General features: G+C 61.4%; 15 protein-coding genes. 9 read left to right on the forward strand and 6 right to left on the reverse strand.

Annotated elements, in window-relative coordinates; translation table 11 throughout:
- Positions 1-24: 24 nt before the first annotated feature.
- From O3298_RS22595 to O3298_RS22610, 4 genes are read right to left on the reverse strand one after another with little or no spacing between them, the layout of a single operon-like run.
- Entirely contained in the window at positions 25-1,263 is a 1,239-nt protein-coding gene (locus tag O3298_RS22595; RefSeq protein ID WP_305060587.1) for an ABC transporter permease, read from the reverse strand.
- 28 nt (positions 1,264-1,291) lie between these two features.
- Positions 1,292-2,614: an ABC transporter permease gene (locus O3298_RS22600; protein WP_289919475.1), complete on the reverse strand. Its 1,323-nt coding sequence runs from the start codon at positions 2,612-2,614 to the stop codon at positions 1,292-1,294.
- Positions 2,615-2,622: 8 nt separating this feature from the next.
- On the reverse strand, positions 2,623-3,336 hold the full coding sequence (locus O3298_RS22605) for an ABC transporter ATP-binding protein (RefSeq protein WP_305060588.1): 714 nt from the start codon (positions 3,334-3,336) through the stop codon (positions 2,623-2,625).
- Positions 3,337-3,360: 24 nt separating this feature from the next.
- Positions 3,361-4,626, reverse strand: a complete 1,266-nt coding sequence (locus tag O3298_RS22610; RefSeq protein WP_289919474.1) for an efflux RND transporter periplasmic adaptor subunit — start codon at positions 4,624-4,626, stop codon at positions 3,361-3,363.
- A 244-nt stretch (positions 4,627-4,870) separates the two neighbouring features.
- Between O3298_RS22610 and O3298_RS22615 the strand changes: the two genes are divergently transcribed.
- Positions 4,871-6,457, forward strand: coding sequence for a DNA mismatch repair protein MutS (locus O3298_RS22615; RefSeq protein ID WP_305060589.1), 1,587 nt, complete (start codon positions 4,871-4,873; stop codon positions 6,455-6,457).
- A 9-nt stretch (positions 6,458-6,466) separates the two neighbouring features.
- Here the strand turns inward: O3298_RS22615 and O3298_RS22620 are convergent, their stop codons facing one another.
- Complete coding sequence (locus tag O3298_RS22620; protein ID WP_305060590.1) at positions 6,467-8,392, reverse strand: phosphoethanolamine transferase; 1,926 nt, start codon at positions 8,390-8,392, stop codon at positions 6,467-6,469.
- 425 nt (positions 8,393-8,817) lie between these two features.
- Between O3298_RS22620 and rpsL the strand changes: the two genes are divergently transcribed.
- From rpsL to O3298_RS22650, 6 genes are all read left to right on the forward strand, one after another.
- Complete coding sequence (gene rpsL / locus O3298_RS22625; protein ID WP_010394376.1) at positions 8,818-9,201, forward strand: 30S ribosomal protein S12; 384 nt, start codon at positions 8,818-8,820, stop codon at positions 9,199-9,201.
- 152 nt (positions 9,202-9,353) lie between these two features.
- Positions 9,354-9,824, forward strand: coding sequence for a 30S ribosomal protein S7 (gene rpsG, locus O3298_RS22630; RefSeq protein WP_010394377.1), 471 nt, complete (start codon positions 9,354-9,356; stop codon positions 9,822-9,824).
- A 108-nt stretch (positions 9,825-9,932) separates the two neighbouring features.
- A complete protein-coding gene (gene fusA, locus O3298_RS22635; RefSeq protein ID WP_077398827.1) occupies positions 9,933-12,038 on the forward strand; it encodes an elongation factor G in 2,106 nt (701 codons plus the stop codon).
- Positions 12,039-12,110: 72 nt separating this feature from the next.
- Positions 12,111-13,301: an elongation factor Tu gene (gene tuf, locus O3298_RS22640; RefSeq protein ID WP_077398776.1), complete on the forward strand. Its 1,191-nt coding sequence runs from the start codon at positions 12,111-12,113 to the stop codon at positions 13,299-13,301.
- 178 nt (positions 13,302-13,479) lie between these two features.
- Complete coding sequence (rpsJ, locus tag O3298_RS22645) at positions 13,480-13,797, forward strand: 30S ribosomal protein S10 (RefSeq protein ID WP_010394389.1); 318 nt, start codon at positions 13,480-13,482, stop codon at positions 13,795-13,797.
- A 214-nt stretch (positions 13,798-14,011) separates the two neighbouring features.
- Entirely contained in the window at positions 14,012-14,857 is an 846-nt protein-coding gene (locus O3298_RS22650; RefSeq protein WP_077398829.1) for a DUF817 domain-containing protein, read from the forward strand.
- 19 nt (positions 14,858-14,876) lie between these two features.
- Here O3298_RS22650 and O3298_RS22655 read toward each other — a convergent pair whose 3' ends face one another.
- Entirely contained in the window at positions 14,877-15,425 is a 549-nt protein-coding gene (locus O3298_RS22655) for a tetratricopeptide repeat protein (RefSeq protein ID WP_099665741.1), read from the reverse strand.
- A 175-nt stretch (positions 15,426-15,600) separates the two neighbouring features.
- Here O3298_RS22655 and creB point away from each other — a divergent pair, with 175 nt between their 5' ends.
- Positions 15,601-16,326, forward strand: a complete 726-nt coding sequence (creB, locus tag O3298_RS22660) for a two-component system response regulator CreB (protein ID WP_305060591.1) — start codon at positions 15,601-15,603, stop codon at positions 16,324-16,326.
- Positions 16,323-17,744 carry a two-component system sensor histidine kinase CreC gene (creC, locus tag O3298_RS22665; protein ID WP_305060592.1) on the forward strand — a complete coding sequence of 474 codons (1,422 nt, stop codon included), beginning with the start codon at positions 16,323-16,325 and terminating at the stop codon, positions 17,742-17,744. Before creB ends, creC begins: the two co-directional genes overlap by 4 nt.
- Positions 17,745-17,752: the final 8 nt, after the last annotated feature.

Consider the following 17,752-nt stretch of genomic DNA (forward strand, 5'->3'; position numbering starts at 1 on the left):
GCAGCATATCACTCAGGTGCCGGCTCAGGTACTGCGGGTGGCAGTGGCCGGTGAAATACTGGCCGCGCGCCATGCCGGGCCGTACACGGCGCCCACGCCCAGCAGCCAGAACACCAGCGCGCCTGCCAGCAGATAGCCGGGCGGCAGGCGTGCCATCTCCAGCTGGCTTACCAGCAGCTGGTTCAAGCCCAATGCCAGCAGCACGCCACATGCCACGCCGACGCCGGTGATCATGAAATTCTCGGTCAGAAAATAGCGCAGGATGTCGATGCGGCGGGCACCGAGCGCGCGCCGCACGCCGATCTGCTTCCTGCGCTGCGTCACCCACAGGCTGGCGATGCCGACGATGCCGCTGGCCGTCACCAGCAGCAGCAGGGTGCTGACGGCAATGAGCATCCAGGACAAGCCCCGGTCGGCCAGATACCGTGCTTTGCGGTGCTGTTCCAGGGTATCCGTGCGCACCAGCAGGCGCTCGCTGCTGGACGTGCGGACCGCCTGTTCCGCCTCCTTCATCAGGCGGTCGCGCTGGCCTGGCTCCGCCCGCACGGCAAACAGCAGCGAATCGCGTCCACCCGTCAGGCGCGCCGGCAGGATGATCGAATACTCGCCCTGGGCGCTGACCTGGCCGGTTTGCGTCTGCAGCCGTTCCACCACGCCGATCACGCGCATCTCGTCATCGTTGTCGCCGGTGCCATTGAACAGGGGCTTGCCGACAAAGCTGGTTTCGCCAGGCCAGATCTTTTGCGCTGCGGCGCGCGTCACGATCACCACCTTGGGGAAGATTTCATCCACGTCTTCATTGATTTCCGGGACCTCGTCGGGATGGAAATCGCGGCCTTCCACCAGCTTCAGGCCATACGTCCTGACCAGCGAATCGGGCGTGAAGTACATCGAGGTGCCGGCGCTGGCCGCAGCCTGTCCGCGTTTTGCCGCGACGTTGGTGCTGCTGCCGGAACGCGACAGCACCGCCTGCGTGGTTTGCGCTACGGAGACCACGCCCGGCACGGCGCGCAGTATCGCTGCCTGGCGCTTCTGCTCGGCTATCTGGCGCTGCGGGCTGCCTTTGTCCATGCTCTGGACTTTGACATAGAAGATGTCGTTTTCGGCCGCCACGCCGGTGGGACGGGCGGCGATGGCCTGGCGCAGGTTGACGATGTACAAGGCGTTGGCCAGGATGGCCAGGCTGATGGCGACTTGCACTGCGACGAGCACGGCGCCGGTCTTGTTGCGCATCAGCGCCGACAGGATGGGGCGGATTTCCATGTGGGGCCTCATTGTGAAAAGGTGGATGTCATTGGGATTTGAGCTGCATGGCCGGCGTGACCTGGCAGGCGCGCCAGGTAGGCAACAGCCCAGCGAGCAAGGCCGCCAGTACGGAAACGGCAAACGTCAGCAGCAGCATCGGGACATCTAGGTGCGCCACGGTGCCCAGCTCTTTCGACTGCGAACTCACCACGGCCAGGGCGGCATAGGCCAGCAACAGGCCCAGCACGCCGCCGGCCAGGCCGATGACGCCGGTTTCGATCAGGAACTGGCGGAAGATGTCGCGCTGCGTGGCGCCCAGTGCGCGGCGGATGCCGACTTCCGCCGCCCGCACGGAGAACTTGGCCAGCAGCAGGCCGATGGTGTTGACCAGGCAGAGCAGCAGGAAGCCGAAGGCCAGCCAGGTGGCCAGCTTGTTGTCGTTGTCGACAACGTTCAGGAAATCTAGCCACTGCCTGACGTCGTACAGCATGTTGGGCGCATGGCGCGGCATGCGGCCCAGCTTGCGCTGTTCTGCCGCATAGCTGTCGAGATATGCCTGCAGGTCGCTGCGTTCGCCGGCGCTGGCCATTTCGAACCAGAATTGCAGCCAGGTGCAGTCCGATGCCAGGATGCCCTGGTAACCGGGACTGCGCTCGACACCGCTGCAGGCCATGCCGCCGTCATGCCCCGTTTCGTGGCGGATGGCGCTGGCAAACGGAATGAAGAATTCATCCTCCGTGCCGAAGGCGCCCTTGCTGCCGATGATGCGGTGCACGCGCGGTACTGGGTCCCACTGAGCGAGCACGCCGCTGACCAGATAGGGACGTCCCAGCACCGTCACGCGCTGGCCCACGGGATTGACTGTGCCCAGCAGCTTTTCCGCCAGGGCGCGACTCAAGACGATGACGTCGGCGCCGCTGTCGTCGTCGGCTTCGCTCCATGGCTGGCCATACAGGAAGGGCACTTCAAACATGGCAAAGAAATCGCGCGTGGGAGCCAGGCCCTGGGCCCGGAAGGCACCGAGGTCCCTGCGCGCCGGTTCCACGGGGCCGGCCACGCCGTACATGACGCTGCGGCGGATGCCTATCTTGCTGGCCATGAAGTTCTTCGCGTCGGTATAGGCGAGTTGCGCCTGGCCGAAGCTGGGCTTGGTGCCCGGCGTATAGCCTTTCAAGGGAACCACATCGATCATCGGCACGAACAGGCGGTCGCTCTTGTGCGGCAAGGGGTCGCCCGACATGGCGTGCAGGATGGTCACGGTGGCCACGCTGGCGGCCACGCCGACAGCCAGGGTCAGCACCATCAATGCCGTCAGTGCGGGATTGCGGCGCAGGTTGCGCAGGCCCAGCTTGAAATAATAGTGGAACATGGCGGCTCCTAGGCGGTCGCGTGCTGTGGCCTGGCCGACAGCGTGGCGCCATGCTGCACCAGATCCGACACCTGGCCGTCGATGATGTGCACGTTGCGTTGCGAACGCAGCGCCAGTTCAGGATCGTGCGTCACCATCAGGATGGTCGTGCCTTGCGCGTTGATGTCCTCCAGCAGTTCCATCACGCCGCGCGCCATCTGCGTGTCCAGGTTGCCCGTCGGTTCATCGGCCAGCAGCAGTTTCGGCGAGCCGGCCAGCGCGCGTGCGATCGCCACGCGTTGTTGCTGCCCGCCCGACAGTTCGGCTGGATAATGCTTTATGCGCGAGGCCAGTCCCACCTTCGCCAGCGCATCCTCGATGCGTTCGCGGCGCTCGGCGCTGTTGAAGCCCCGGTAGCGCAGCGGCACGTCGACGTTGTCGAACAGCGACAGGTCGGGAATCAGATTAAAACCCTGGAAGATGAAGCCGAGTTTTTCATTGCGCAGGCGCGAGCGGGCATTGTCGTCCATGCCTCTGACGTTGACGCCGTCAAGGATGTATTCACCGTCGGTGAATTCCTCGAGCAGGCCGGCGATGTTCAGGAAGCTCGTCTTGCCCGAACCGGACGGCCCGGTGACGGTGACGAATTCGCCCTGGCGAACGTGGATCTCGAAGCCGCGCAGCGCGTGCGTTTCGATCATGTGGGTGCGGTAGATCTTGCTCAGGTTTTGCATGCGCAGCATGGGAAGCCTCCTTGTTGACTGAAATTAATTGAGTGCGACGCGGGCAGCGTTCGCGAAATTTTCCGTACCGGCGACCACCACCTTGTCGCCCAGCTTCAGGCCCCCCAGAATCTCGACGGCCGAGATGCTGGTGGCGCCCAGCTTGATGGGCGTGCGGATGGCCACGCCATCGCGCACCACGTAGGCAAAGCGTCCGCCTTCGGCTTCGACGAAGGACCCGCGCGCCAGCATCAGCACATTGGGCCGCTCGTCGATCAGCAGGCGTGCCGAGACGCGCTGGTTCTGGCGCAGGCCGGCCGGTTGTGCGCCGTTGAAGCGCACGCGCGCCAGCACCTGGTTTTTGACCACCTCGGGCGACAGCGCCGACAGCTTGCCGGAGGCGCGGATGGTGCCCGTTTCGATCTCGGCGCTCATGCCCAGGCCGATGTCGGCCACATACGTTTCCGGTACTTCCAGCTCCACTTCCAGCTGCGACAGGTCGACCAGGGTCATCAGGGCCGTGTTGGCCTGCACCACGCTGCGGTTGGCCACCGACAGCGTGCCGATGAAGCCATTGACGGGCGCGCGCACGGTCAGCTCGTCGACCCTGCGCTGGGCGTTGTCGCGGCTCAGACGCTGGCGTTCCAGTTCGTTGACCCGGGTCTTCAGTGCCAGGGTCACGTCCTCGCCTTCCAGGCCCGCCGCCTGCGAAGCGTGCTTGCTGCGGATATCGGCCGAATTCAAGGCATCCTTGGCCTTCTGGTAATCGATCTTGGCGATGATGCCTACCTGCGCCACGCTTTCATAGCGTTCGAGCGTGCGCTGGGCGGACAGGCGCTCGATTTCGGCCGTATCGGCTTCACGGCGCGCCAGCAGTTTCTGCTTCTTGGCCAGGATCTGCTGGCGCGCCACTTCCGCTTCCAGCTGCTGCACGCTCGACTGCTCGCGTTTCAGCGCGTCCGACAGGTCGGGCGACTCCAGCACGGCCAGGATGTCGCCCTTCTTGACGGTGTCGCCGGCCTTCGCTTTCAGCGTGACGGTGGCCACCGTGGTCGAGTACAGGGTCGGGCTGATGGCGGCGACCACGCGTCCGTTCACGGCGGCGTCGCGGATCAGGGTACCGCGCGTGACGTCGGCGATGCGCAGGCGGTCGGCATTGACGGAATGTTCGCTGTTGCGCCAGCCCGCAACGGCAGCGATGGCGGCGCCGATGACGACGGCGGCGCCGGCCAGCAGTAGGGCGCGTTGCTTGTGGCGCTGGCCCGGCGGGGCGGACAGGACGGCGTCTTGGGAAGAGGTATCGCGGATCATGGTCGGGTCTCGTGAAGGATGCCTTTTCCAATGCACGATCCGTGCCAGTTGTTAAGTCGTTGATTTGGATGGAAAAAAATTCCGGCGTCCGGCTGTCCGCCGTGTCCGCGCCGTCCAGGCGGTGTCCGCGTGCGGCGCGCCGTCGCGGCGTTTGCGCATGGATCTTGATATTCTGGCAATCGACCTGAACTGCTGCCCAGGCAGTGATGGCGCGCGGCGCCATGCTGGCCCCCTTCTTTGGAGCATGATGTCGCCTTCGCCCTCCCTTCTTGCCCACCTGCGCCCCTGGCTGCGTCAGTTTGCCAGCCTGCCCGAACCGGCGGAACTCGACTATCCATTTGTCGCCAGCGACATCGCCATGTTGCAAGGGATCGAGGGTGGTTTGCCCCAGCTCGATAGCCAGACGTGGGATGAAATGCTGCTGGACGGCTACCATGCGCAGCTTGCCACGCAGGCCAGCATTCTCGGCCAGCAGCGATTGCATCAGCGCCTGGCGAGCGGTACGGCCGATGCCGCCTCGCGCGCGCGCATCGCGGCCCTGCTAGCCGCACCGGCCCAGCAGGCGGCGCTCGAGCAAGCCATGCTGCCGCTGCGTACGGCGGACATGGAAGTGGCCGCCTTGCTGTGCGGCGCCCCACTGCCGGCACCGCCGTGGTGGAGCCGCTGGTTGCTGCTGCCGACACTGGCGCTGCTGGCGTCGCTGCTGGCCGCGTGGCTGTTTGCGCCGCTGGCATGGGCCGTCGCGGTACCCGTCTGGTTCTTGCTGATGGCGTTGCAGATGCGTTTTCACGACCGTTGCAAACCGTGGGAGCGCAGCGTCTTTACGTTACAGCAGATACTGCTGGTGCATGGTCGACTGGGGGCGCTCGACACGGCGTTCACGGTGCACCTGCGGGAAGGCGGGCGGGCTGCCGGCTTGATCAACCGGCAGATCACGCCAGTGCGCTGGATCAAGATGATTCCCCTGTTGAGCGAATACGACGACTGGCTCATGCTGGGCAATATCCGGCGCTACTTTCACAGCCTGCGCGTGGTGCGGCGCGAACGCGCCTTCCTGCGCCAGAGTTTCTTGCTGCTGGCCGACCTGGAAGCGGACCTGGCCCTGGCGCGCCACCTGCGCGGAAGCACGCAGTTCTGCTGGGCGCAGGAAGCCGGCGGGCGGCAATTGTCGCTCGACGCCATGGTGCATCCGCTGCTCGATGGCACCAAGCCGCTGTCGTTGCACCTCGATGGCCGCGGCGCTTTCATCTCAGGCCAGAATGCGGTGGGAAAAAGTACCTTGCTGCGCGGTGTGGGGCTCAATCTGGTCAGCGCGCGCGCCTTTGGCTTTTGCTATGCGCAGGCGGCCCGGGTGCCGCTGCTGCCCCTGTATTCGAGCATGCAGAACGAGGACTCGCTCGACGGCGGCGAAAGTCTCTATATCGCCGAATTGCGGCGCGCGCGCGAACTGCTGGCGCTGGCCGAGGAAGGCGCGCCGGCGCTGTTCCTGATCGACGAGATTTTCCGCGGCACGAACCACCTCGAATCGGTGGCGGCGGCCGCCGCCGTGCTGCACAGCCTGGCGGCGCGGCACTTGGTGATCGTCTCGTCGCACAACTTGGTGTTGGGGCCGCTGCTGGAGGACTGCCTGGCGCCGTGGTGCGTGCGCCGCGATGACAAGGGCGTGTTGCAGCTGGCGCCCGGCGTGCTGCAAGCCACGAATGGCATTGCCCTGCTGGCGCAGCGCGGCTTTGACGCCCGCATCGCGGACAAGGCGGGCCGCGTCTTCGACTGGCTCAGCACGCATATGGCGCAGCCGGCCGATTGCGGCGGCGTCCTCGAACGGGCCTGATGGCCGCGCTTACTTTTCCTGTTTCTCTGGCGTGCTCTTGTCGATCACTTCGCGGCAATCGCCGCGGATGATGGCGTTGTCGTAGTTGGTCCAGCCATAGCTGTCGACGTAGCGCTTGTGCTGTTTGAAGCGGGGGCTGGCGATGCTCCATTCGGGTTGCTCGCCGGCAAAACGGATGTCGCCCAGGTCGAGCAGGGTGTGGAACATGTTTTCCGTCGACAGGCGCGCCTTTTGATGGCGCCGCAGCTGCGTCACCTTGTCCGGATAATGCTGCTGGAATTGCGGAGAATACCAGACGAAGGCGGGTACGTGGAATTCGAACTGCGTGTTGTGGCCATGGAAGGCCAGGCGGCAGGTGCCGTCGTACAGGGTCTGGCCGTGATCGGCCACGTAGACGAGCGAGCTGCGCAGGGCGGTGCGCTGGCCATCGTCCTTCAGCATGCCGATCACGTTCGACAGGAACCAGTCCGTGTACAGGATGGAGTTGTCGTAGCTGTTGTTCAGCTGCGGCTTGATGGCCGTGTCCGTGTAGACGGGCTTGTCGACGCCGAACAGCGACGGCTGCCACTTGTCGAATTGTTTGGGATAGCGCTGGCTGTAGTTCCAGTGGCTGCCCAGCGTGTGCAGCACGATGAGTTTTTTCGGCGCCGGGTCGGCCAGCGCGTTCTTGAACGGATCGAACAGGATCTGGTCGAAGTTCGAATTGTTGGTAAAGCCGCCCAGGTTCAGGAATTGCACCACGTCCGCTTCCTTGGCAAACACGGACACGGGCGTATCGAACTGGCCGAACGAGATCTGGTTCGACAGCCAGTAGGTCTTGAAGCCGGCTTCCTTGTAGGCGGTGAGGAAGGATTTTTCCGAGAAGCCATCCTTGAGGCTTTGCGTGGCCGGCTTGCGCGAGATGATGACGGGCACGGACAGCCGCGTGGCGGAGACGGCCGTGATGACGTCGGCCAGCGGCACCAGGTTGCTTTCCTGTTTCAGCAGGGGATTCGTGTCGCGCTCATAGCCGTTCAGGCTCCAGCGGTCGTAGCGCGACGATTCGCCGATCACCATGACCACCACTTCCGGATGGGGATCGGGCTGTTGCTGGTGCGCGCCGAAACGGAAGCTGCTGCTTTTCTGTCCCAGTTCGGCCAGGTATTTGCGTTCCTTGTAGAAATCGAAGCCGCGCGCGGCCAGGCCGAAGGGCCAGGAATTGCTGACGGTGTCGAAGGCGTAGGGCAGGCGCGCCCAGTGAGGCAGGCTGGGCCAACCCAGGCCCGTCTCGTCGGCGCCGGCGATGCTGGCGTTCTCCGGCTTGCTGCTTTCCTCGTCTTCCTCGGCCGTTTCGTCATCGGCCGAGCTGGCGTCGCCGAAGCCGGAGGCGCCCGCCTTGCCGCTGGCCGCCGAGTTGCCGGCCTTGGCCGATGCTGGGGCGCTGTGCAGGACCTTGGCGTCGAAACCGAATTCGTAGCCATACCACCAGAAGCCGCCCAGTAGGAGCAACAGCACGAAGGCGACCGGGCGCGTCTTGCCGCGCCAGTCGAGGTCGCGCGTGCGCGCGGCCGCAAACCAGCTGGCAGCGCACCAGGCGATCACGCCCAGCATGACGGCGCCCATCAGCCATACTTTTTGCCCGAGGAATTCCATCGCTTCCTTGGGGCTGGTTTCGAAGATGATACCCAGGTGGTGCGTGGAAATGCCCTGGCCATAGAAGATGAACAGGTAGATTTCTGTTGGCAGGGCCAGGAAGGCGGGCACCAGCAGCCAGTGGAAATATGCGGGGCGCTTGAACACGCTCCAGACGGCAAGCCAGGCCAGCAGTTCGAACGTGAGCATCTGCCAGGGATGCTCGAGCGGACGTCCCAGCAGCGCGGGGATGAAGGGCACGGCCGTCAGCAAGGCGTAGGTCAGCAGCAGGAACAGATTGGCGGGGCGAAGCAAGGAGCGCATAAAGGAGGGCAGCGAAAAATGTCCGCTATTATCAATCCTTTTGTTGTCTTGCGGTCATACAAGAATGTGCGCGCCCGATGCTTGGTTGCAGAGAAAGAATGCCAAATCATCAAGCGCCGCGAGGTGCCGGCACCCGCGCGTCGCCCCCAAAGATTAGTCAAAATACCACAAAAGTGCCGGGTTTTTGCCTTTTTTTATAGCAAAAAGCGGTAAACTGATTGACCCCCTGTAACACAAGGTCTAAACTAGCGAGTTCTCGATTTTATTCTGCTCATCGTTTACGTATTGCTTGGCATTTCATGGCCGCTCCTTATCGAGTGGCTGCGGGCGCCTCCGGTGCGCAGTAGATGAAAGCGGGACGAGGTTTTAGTCGCCGGGCATCTTGCCCGGGTTATTAATCGTAGTTTTTTGTTGGATTTATAACGATGCCAACCATCAATCAATTGATTCGCAATCCACGCGTCGCTTTGACCGTGAAGAGCAAATCGCCGGCGCTGGAAAACAGCCCGCAAAAACGTGGCGTCTGCACACGTGTTTACACCACGACTCCAAAGAAGCCTAACTCGGCTCTGCGTAAAGTCGCTAAAGTTCGTCTGACCAATGGTTTCGAAGTCATTTCGTACATTGGCGGTGAAGGCCATAACCTGCAAGAGCATAGTGTTGTGCTGTTGCGCGGCGGTCGCGTTAAGGATTTGCCGGGTGTGCGTTACCACATGGTTCGCGGTGCCCTGGATACCCAAGGCGTTAAAGACCGTAAGCAATCGCGTTCGAAGTACGGTACCAAGCGCGCTAAAGCAGGCAAGAAGTAATAAGTTGTACGCAGCAAACCCAAGTTTCGCTCAGTGGCAACTAGCTAAGTGAATGTAGTCGACCGCATCTGGTCGAGTAAGTGGAGGACTATGATGGTCGTCCGCGAGTGTGCGAAGAACGCGCGCTCAACTGAAGATTGAAAGGAATTGATATGCCACGTCGTCGTGAAGTACCCAAGCGCGAAATTTTGCCAGATCCAAAATTCGGCAACACTGATGTCGCTAAATTTGTAAACGTGCTGATGCTGTCCGGTAAGAAATCGGTTGCAGAAAACATCATCTACGGTGCTTTCGAGCACATCGCAGCAAAATCGGGTAAAGATCCACTCGAAGTTTTTGCTACCGCAATCAACAACGCCAAGCCGTTGGTTGAGGTGAAATCCCGTCGCGTCGGTGGTGCAAACTACCAGGTGCCGGTCGAAGTTCGCCCAGTCCGTCGTATGGCTCTGTCCATGCGTTGGTTGCGTGAAGCTGCTAACAAGCGCAGCGAAAAATCGATGCCACAACGCCTCGGCGGTGAGCTGATGGAAGCGGCTGAAAGCCGCGGCGGCGCGATGAAAAAACGCGACGAAGTCCATCGTATGGCTGAAGCGAACAAAGCGTTCTCGCATTTCCGCTTCTAATATAAAGCCAGCTACCGCAAGGCGGCTGTCAAGCATCTGTTGTTCGAGGCCGGGCTCATTTTTGCAAAAAAATGCTGCTCGGTTTTGTCCATTCATTTAGGATTAATTATGGCCCGCAAGACCCCCATTGAGCGCTATCGTAATATCGGTATCTCCGCTCACATCGATGCAGGTAAGACGACCACGACCGAGCGCGTCCTGTTCTACACAGGCGTGAACCACAAGCTGGGCGAAGTCCATGATGGCGCTGCCACCACCGACTGGATGGCACAGGAGCAAGAGCGCGGTATCACGATTACCTCGGCTGCTGTTACGTGCTTCTGGAAAGGCATGGCTAACAACTTCCCAGCTCACCACATCAACATCATCGACACCCCAGGCCACGTTGACTTCACCATTGAAGTGGAACGTTCGATGCGCGTGTTGGATGGCGCCTGCATGGTTTACTGTGCAGTCGGCGGCGTGCAGCCACAATCGGAAACGGTATGGCGTCAGGCTAACAAGTACAAAGTGCCACGTCTGGCCTTCGTGAACAAGATGGACCGTACCGGCGCCAACTTCTTCAAGGTCTACGATCAGATGCGTTCGCGTCTGAAAGCCAACCCAGTACCTATTCAGATGCCTATCGGCGCTGAAGACGTCTTCACCGGTGTTATCGATCTGGTCAAGATGAAAGCGGTTATCTGGGACGACGCTTCGCAAGGCATGAAGTTTGAATACGAAGACATTCCTGCACACCTGGCCGCTGATGCTGCCAAGTGGCGCGAGAACATGGTTGAAGCCGCTGCTGAAGCGTCGGAAGACCTGATGAACAAGTACCTGGAAGAAGGCGACCTGTCGGAAGCCGAGATCAAGGCTGCTCTGCGTCAACGTACCATCGCCAGCGAAATCGTTCCAATGCTGTGCGGTACCGCCTTTAAAAACAAGGGCGTACAAGCCATGTTGGATGCGGTCATCGAGTACCTGCCATCGCCAATCGACATTCCGCCAGTACCTGGTCTGGATGAAGATGAACAGCCTGTCGAGCGTAAAGCTGACGACGACGAGAAATTCTCGGCGCTGGCGTTCAAGATCGCAACCGATCCGTTCGTGGGTCAGCTGTGCTTCATCCGTTGCTACTCGGGTACCCTGAATTCGGGCGACTCGGTGTTGAACTCCGTGAAGCAGAAGAAAGAGCGTATCGGCCGTATCGTGCAGATGCAAGCGAACGAACGCGAAGAAATCAAGGAAATGCGCGCTGGCGACATCGCCGCCGTTGTGGGTCTGAAAGACACCACCACTGGCGATACGCTTTGCGACGACAAGGCAAGCGTGGTTCTGGAGCGCATGGTCTTCCCTGAGCCAGTGATTTCGCAAGCGGTTGAGCCAAAAACCAAGGCCGACCAGGAAAAAATGGGCTTGGCGCTGAATCGTCTGGCAGCAGAAGATCCATCGTTCCGCGTGCGTACCGATGAAGAATCGGGCCAGACCATCATCGCCGGTATGGGCGAGTTGCATCTGGACATCATCGTTGACCGCATGAAGCGCGAATTCAACGTTGAAGCCACCGTCGGCAAGCCACAAGTGGCTTACCGCGAAACGATCCGTAAAGTGTGCGAAGAGTCGGAAGGCAAATTCGTCAAGCAATCGGGTGGTCGTGGTCAATACGGTCACGTGGTTCTGAAGATCGAACCGCAAGAACCGGGCAAGGGCTTTGAATTCGTTGACGCGATCAAGGGCGGTACCGTTCCTCGCGAATACATCCCTGCAGTTGAAAAAGGTGTGCGCGACACGCTGACTTCGGGCGTGATGGCTGGCTACCCAGTCGTTGACGTGAAAGTCACGCTGTTCTTCGGTTCGTACCATGATGTTGACTCGAACGAAAATGCATTCCGCATGGCCGCTTCGATGGCATTCAAAGATGGCTGCCGCAAAGCATCGCCAGTCATCCTGGAGCCGATGATGGCCGTGGAAGTGGAAACGCCGGAAGACTACGCCGGTACCGTGATGGGCGATCTGTCGTCGCGTCGCGGCATGGTGCAAGGTATGGATGAAATTGCTGGCGGTGGCGGCAAGATCATCAAGGCCGAAGTGCCTCTGTCGGAAATGTTCGGCTACGCTACGTCGTTGCGTTCGTCGACCCAAGGTCGTGCGACTTACACGATGGAATTCAAGCACTATGCTGAAGCACCTAAGCATGTGACTGAAGCAATCGTAAGCTCGAAAGCTAAGTAATAGAAGTTCCGGGCCGGCTTTCACGAGAATGCCGGTCCCTACATTTAAATCATTGTTCTAAGGAAGAATAAAATGGCAAAAGGTAAATTCGAACGGACCAAGCCGCACGTCAACGTCGGCACCATCGGCCACGTCGACCACGGTAAAACCACGCTGACCGCTGCAATCGCAACGGTTCTGTCGAAGAAATTCGGCGGCGAAGCTAAAGCATACGACCAGATCGATGCAGCTCCAGAAGAAAAAGCGCGCGGTATCACGATTAACACCGCCCACGTCGAGTACGAAACGGAAACGCGTCACTACGCGCACGTTGACTGCCCAGGCCACGCCGATTACATCAAAAACATGATTACCGGTGCTGCCCAGATGGACGGCGCGATCCTGGTGTGCTCCGCAGCTGACGGCCCAATGCCACAGACCCGCGAACACATCCTGCTGGCTCGCCAAGTTGGCGTTCCATACATCATCGTGTTCCTGAACAAGTGCGACCTGGTCGACGACGCAGAGCTGCTGGAACTGGTTGAAATGGAAGTGCGCGAGCTGTTGTCGAAGTACGAATTCCCAGGCGACGACCTGCCAATCATCAAAGGTTCGGCACGTATGGCGCTGGAAGGCAAAGAAGGCGAAATGGGCGTTGACGCAGTGCTGCGTCTGGCCGATGCGCTGGATGCTTACATCCCAACGCCAGAGCGCGCTGTTGACGGTGCGTTCCTGATGCCAGTAGAAGACGTGTTCTCGATCTCGGGTCGCGGTACCGTTGTGACCGGTCGTATCGAGCGCGGCATTGTTAAAGTCGGCGAAGAGATCGAAATCGTTGGTATCACCGATACCGTCAAAACGACTTGCACCGGCGTGGAAATGTTCCGCAAACTGCTGGACCAAGGTCAAGCAGGCGACAACGTTGGTCTGCTGCTGCGCGGCACCAAGCGTGAAGACGTGCAACGTGGTCAAGTTCTGGCAAAACCAGGCTCGATCAAGCCGCATGCTCACTTCACCGGCGAGATCTATGTTCTGTCGAAAGACGAAGGCGGCCGTCATACGCCATTCTTCAACAACTATCGTCCACAGTTCTACTTCCGCACGACGGACGTAACCGGTTCGATCGAGTTGCCAGCAGACAAAGAAATGGTCATGCCAGGCGATAACGTGTCGATCACCGTCAAGCTGATCAACCCGATCGCGATGGAAGAAGGTCTGCGCTTCGCTATCCGCGAAGGCGGCCGTACCGTCGGCGCGGGTGTTGTTGCAAAAATCATCGCTTAATTATTAAGCGATAGAAAAGAAGACGCGTCGTCGCCCGGCGCCCTTCTTTTTATTCAACTGCCGGGGTTGGCAAGCATTTTGGTGCTATCATGTCGACCCTGACGGTTGTAGCGTCAGAAATTCCCGTATGACCTCATTGCCGTGCAGACTGCGCGGTTCGTTCTTTTAAGGAAATATCATGTCGGCACCAAACCAAAAAATCCGTATCCGCCTGAAGGCTTTCGATTACAAACTGATCGACCAGTCCGCTCTGGAAATCGTTGAAACCGCGAAGCGCACCGGCGCTGTCGTCAAAGGCCCAGTACCACTGCCTACCCGTATTCAGCGTTTCGATGTGCTGCGTTCCCCGCACGTCAACAAAACTTCGCGCGATCAGTTCGAGATCCGTACGCACCAACGCCTGATGGACATCGTTGATCCAACGGACAAAACCGTTGACGCGCTGATGAAGCTGGACCTGCCAGCTGGTGTTGATGTCGAAATCAAACTGCAATAAGAGTTTTCAGGGGCAGCTGACAACACCGTAGCATCAGGTATTGACAGCTGTTCCAGGCCGGCGGGGTGTCCCGCTGCCTGATGATGGGGCCGGGCCTGCTCACGATCGTGAGTGCGCCCGGCCCCATTGCTATTGGTGCCTGCCCAGTACTGGCGCCACCTGCCTGCGTGCAAAATCGCTTTACAGTGCTGCAGCCCGTCGATAAAGTTGCTGCATGCTCAATGCCCTCGATACCCACCTGTTAAATGCGACTCCACGCCAGCGCTTGCGCGGCTGGCCGCGCTTCCTGACCGAATTCCTGTATTTCGGCATTAAGGAGGCGAGGTCGTGCCTGTTCGTGGGGCTGTTTTTTGCTGCCGTGTTCCTGGTGCCGCGCGCCGGCCTGTTCGGCCTGCCGCGCTATGACGTGCTGCTGCTGGTGGCGCTGGCAATCCAGGCCGCAATGGTCTGGAGCGGACTGGAAACGTGGGATGAGCTGAAAGCCATTTGCCTGTTCCATGCGGTGGGCTTTGCGCTGGAAGTATTCAAGGTATCGGGGACGATCCAGTCTTGGAGCTATCCCGACTTTGCCTATACCAAAGTGTTCGGCGTTCCCCTGTTTTCCGGCTTCATGTATGCGGCGGTCGGCAGCTACATCATCCAGACCTGGCGCCTGCTCGACATGCGGATTCGCCACCATCCGCCATACTGGATGGCGGTGCTGATCGCTGTGCTGATCTACGCCAACTTCTTTACTCACCATTACATCGGCGACTATCGCTGGTACCTGGCCGCCTGCGCGCTGGGCTTGTATGCGCGCACCACCGTGGTGTTCCGTCCGCTCGACCGCGACCGCAGCATGCCCTTGCTGCTCGGTTTCGTGCTGGTTGGCTTCTTTATCTGGCTGGCTGAAAACATCAGCACCTTCTGGGGCGTGTGGCGCTATCCGAACCAGCTTGGCGCCTGGTCGGTGGTGCATGTCAGCAAATGGAGCTCCTGGTCGCTGCTGGTGGTGATGACGTTCACCATCGTGGCCCACCTCAAGCACATCAAGGCCAGCATCCACGTCGCCCAGCCCTAGGCCGGGCTCCGGGCATCTCTTATTGCAGGCTGGCCGCCACCGCGTCGAAGCGCGCGCCCAGCGCCGCCTGCGGGCCGCCTTGCAACTGCCTGGCGTACTGGCGCAGCACTTCCGCGGAATACGTGCGCGACGCGGACGACAGCTTCGGCAGCAACGGCAGCACGCGTTCCAGATAACCCGTGCCTTCCTGCCACTTGCCTTGCGCGGCCAGGGCCGACGCCAGTTCCACCATGCGGCGGCCGACGCGCGCATCGCTGCGTGGCTGCGCCGCTTCTTCCGTGGCCAGCGCTTGCCGGTACAGTTGCTCCGCTTCGGCATTCTTGCCCTGCAAGCGCTTGATGCGGCCCAGGTTGTATTGGCGCTGCGAGAGGATGTCCGCGCTGGCTCCGGCCTGCTCGGCGCTGCGCAGCGCCTGTACGCAAGCCAGTTCCGCTTCGCCAAACTGGCCCTTGAGCTCGGCCGCGTTGCAGGCGTCTTGTTGTGCGTTGGAGGTGGTGATCGTCGCTGGCGCCGCGCAGGCGGCCAGCAGGCTGACAGCGCATAGCAGGCTGATGGTATGGTTCTTCATAGTCTCCTCGGACGGGTGTCAAACACGGTGTATCAGTGGAGTCATGCTGCGATAAATATACTATAAGTTTTTTAGGGTGGGTGGCTTTTTGCCGGCGCGCGGCAAGGTGTGCGATTGACGCCGCTTGCGTGCTTCAGGGATACTCCGGGTCTGTCCACTACTGCGTGCCGCCGCCATGTCCAAGACTGTCCTGATCGTGGAAGATGAACAGGCGATTGCCGACAGCATCGCCTATGCCTTGCGCACGGACGGCTTTGCGCCGCGCCATGTGATGTTGGGCGAGCAAGCCCTGGCCGCGCTGCGTCCAACGCCCGGCGAAGCCGCGCAGATGCCCGTTCTGGTGGTGCTCGACGTGGGCTTGCCCGACATGAGCGGGCTGGAAGTGTGCCGCCGGCTGCGCCAGTTTTCCGAGGTGCCGGTGATCTTCCTGACGGCCCGCAGCGATGAGATCGACCGTATCGTCGGCCTGGAAATCGGCGCCGACGATTACGTCACGAAACCGTTTTCGCCACGCGAACTGGTGGCGCGCATCCGCGTCATCCTGCGCCGCGCAGGTGTCGCGCAAGCTCCCCGCGAGACTGGCATGACGATAGTCGTGCCTGTCGCCGCGCCGGCGCGCTTCGAATTGCGCGCGCTGGAGGCGAAGGTGCTCTTTCACGGCCAGCCGCTGGACCTGACCCGCTATGAATACCTGTTGCTGAAAACCCTGCTTGCGCATCCCGGTCACGTGCTGTCGCGCGCGCAGCTGATGGAGCGCGTGTGGAGCGGGGCGCCGGACACGCTCGAGCGTACCGTCGACGCGCACGTCAAATCGCTGCGCGCCAAGCTGCGCGCCATCGATGCGCAAGTCGACCCCATCCACACCCACCGTGGCCTCGGCTACAGCCTGGCCGGCGCATGAAGATCGGCCTGCGCATCCTGCTCGGCTACTTCCTGATCGTCGGGCTGGCCGCATGGTTCCTGCTGAACGTCTTCATGGAGCAGGTCAAGCCCGGTGTGCGCTCGACCCTGGAAGATACCCTGGTCGATACCTCGCAGCTGCTGGCCAGCCTGGTGGCGCCCGACGTGAAGGCGGGCAGCCTGGCGCAGTCGCCCGTGGCAGAACGCATGCAGGATTACGCGCGCCATGGCGTGGACGTCAATATCAACGGCGTGCGCAAGCGCACGCTCGATTACCGCATCACCATCACGGACCGGCATGGCATCGTGCTGTTCGATTCCAGCGGGCGCGACGTGGGCCGCGACTATTCGCGCTGGAATGACGTGTACCTCACCTTGCAGGGCAAGTATGGCGCGCGCAGCACGCGCAGCCGGCCAGACGACGAGATGTCGACGGTCATGCACGTGGCCGCGCCGATTCGCGACGGCAATGAGGTGATCGGCGTGCTGACGGTGGCCAAGCCGAATGCCAGCGTGCAAGCGTTTGTCGAGCGCAGCCAGCGCAAGATACTGCAGCGCGGTGCCGTGCTGTTGCTGCTGTCGCTGCTGATCGGCCTGGCATTCGCCTGGTGGCTGCACCATGCGCTGGGCAAGCTGATGCATTACATCGGCGATGTGGAAGCAGGGCGCAAGGTGGCGCTGCCGGCGCTGGGCCAGAACGAGATCGGCACCCTGGGGCGGGCGCTGGAGGCGATGCGCACGCGCCTGGAGGGCAAGGAGTATGTGGAGCAGCTGATGCACACGCTGGCGCATGAATTGAAGAGCCCGATCGCCGCCATCCAGGCCTCGGCCGAGTTGCTGCAGGAAGACATGCTGCCGGCCGAACGTCGCCAGTTTCTCGCCAGCATCCTGGAGCAGAATGCGCGCCAGCGGCAACTGATCGACAAGCTGCTGGCCCTGGTGCGCGTGGAAAAGCAGCAGCGCCTGGATCATCCCGAGCGCATCGCGCTGGCGCCCCTGCTGGCGCAAGTGGCGCAGGATGCGGCTGCCACCTTGGCGGCGCGCGGCGTGCGTCTGCAATTGCAGCACGACGAGGCGAGCGTGGCGGGCGACCCCCTGTTGCTACGCCAGGCGCTGGGCAACCTGCTCGATAACGCGGCCGGCTTTGCCCCGCCCGGCAGCTGCATCGACTTGACGGCGCGGCGCCAGGGCAGCCAGGTGGAAATTGCCGTGCGTGACCGCGGCGCGGGCATCCCCGCATATGCGCTCGAACGCGTCTTCGAGCGCTTCTATTCCTTGCCGCGCCCGAGCGCCGGCAAAAGCACGGGATTGGGCCTGCCCTTCGTGCGCGAGGTCGCTTCCCTGCATGGCGGCACGGTCGAGGTGCTCAATCATGCGGAAGGCGGTGCCTGCGCGCGGCTGTGCCTGCCGCTGGCTTAGCGCACTTT

The organism is Janthinobacterium sp. SUN137 (assembly GCF_030587265.1).
Taxonomy (GTDB): Bacteria; Pseudomonadota; Gammaproteobacteria; order Burkholderiales; family Burkholderiaceae_D; genus Janthinobacterium; species Janthinobacterium kumbetense.

What these genes read in the sequence shown, in the direction of transcription:
- rpsL (WP_010394376.1), top strand. Translation starts at nt 8,818, where the DNA reads ATGCCAACCATCAATCAATTGATTCGCAATCCACGCGTCGCTTTGACC.
- O3298_RS22610 (WP_289919474.1), bottom strand. Translation starts at nt 4,626, where the DNA reads ATGATCCGCGATACCTCTTCCCAAGACGCCGTCCTGTCCGCCCCGCCG.
- O3298_RS22655 (WP_099665741.1), bottom strand. Translation starts at nt 15,425, where the DNA reads ATGAAGAACCATACCATCAGCCTGCTATGCGCTGTCAGCCTGCTGGCC.
- O3298_RS22600 (WP_289919475.1), bottom strand. Translation starts at nt 2,614, where the DNA reads ATGTTCCACTATTATTTCAAGCTGGGCCTGCGCAACCTGCGCCGCAAT.
- O3298_RS22615 (WP_305060589.1), top strand. Translation starts at nt 4,871, where the DNA reads ATGATGTCGCCTTCGCCCTCCCTTCTTGCCCACCTGCGCCCCTGGCTG.
- rpsJ (WP_010394389.1), top strand. Translation starts at nt 13,480, where the DNA reads ATGTCGGCACCAAACCAAAAAATCCGTATCCGCCTGAAGGCTTTCGAT.
- O3298_RS22605 (WP_305060588.1), bottom strand. Translation starts at nt 3,336, where the DNA reads ATGCTGCGCATGCAAAACCTGAGCAAGATCTACCGCACCCACATGATC.
- O3298_RS22650 (WP_077398829.1), top strand. Translation starts at nt 14,012, where the DNA reads ATGCTCAATGCCCTCGATACCCACCTGTTAAATGCGACTCCACGCCAG.
- creB (WP_305060591.1), top strand. Translation starts at nt 15,601, where the DNA reads ATGTCCAAGACTGTCCTGATCGTGGAAGATGAACAGGCGATTGCCGAC.
- tuf (WP_077398776.1), top strand. Translation starts at nt 12,111, where the DNA reads ATGGCAAAAGGTAAATTCGAACGGACCAAGCCGCACGTCAACGTCGGC.
- fusA (WP_077398827.1), top strand. Translation starts at nt 9,933, where the DNA reads ATGGCCCGCAAGACCCCCATTGAGCGCTATCGTAATATCGGTATCTCC.
- creC (WP_305060592.1), top strand. Translation starts at nt 16,323, where the DNA reads ATGAAGATCGGCCTGCGCATCCTGCTCGGCTACTTCCTGATCGTCGGG.
- rpsG (WP_010394377.1), top strand. Translation starts at nt 9,354, where the DNA reads ATGCCACGTCGTCGTGAAGTACCCAAGCGCGAAATTTTGCCAGATCCA.
- O3298_RS22595 (WP_305060587.1), bottom strand. Translation starts at nt 1,263, where the DNA reads ATGGAAATCCGCCCCATCCTGTCGGCGCTGATGCGCAACAAGACCGGC.
- O3298_RS22620 (WP_305060590.1), bottom strand. Translation starts at nt 8,392, where the DNA reads ATGCGCTCCTTGCTTCGCCCCGCCAATCTGTTCCTGCTGCTGACCTAC.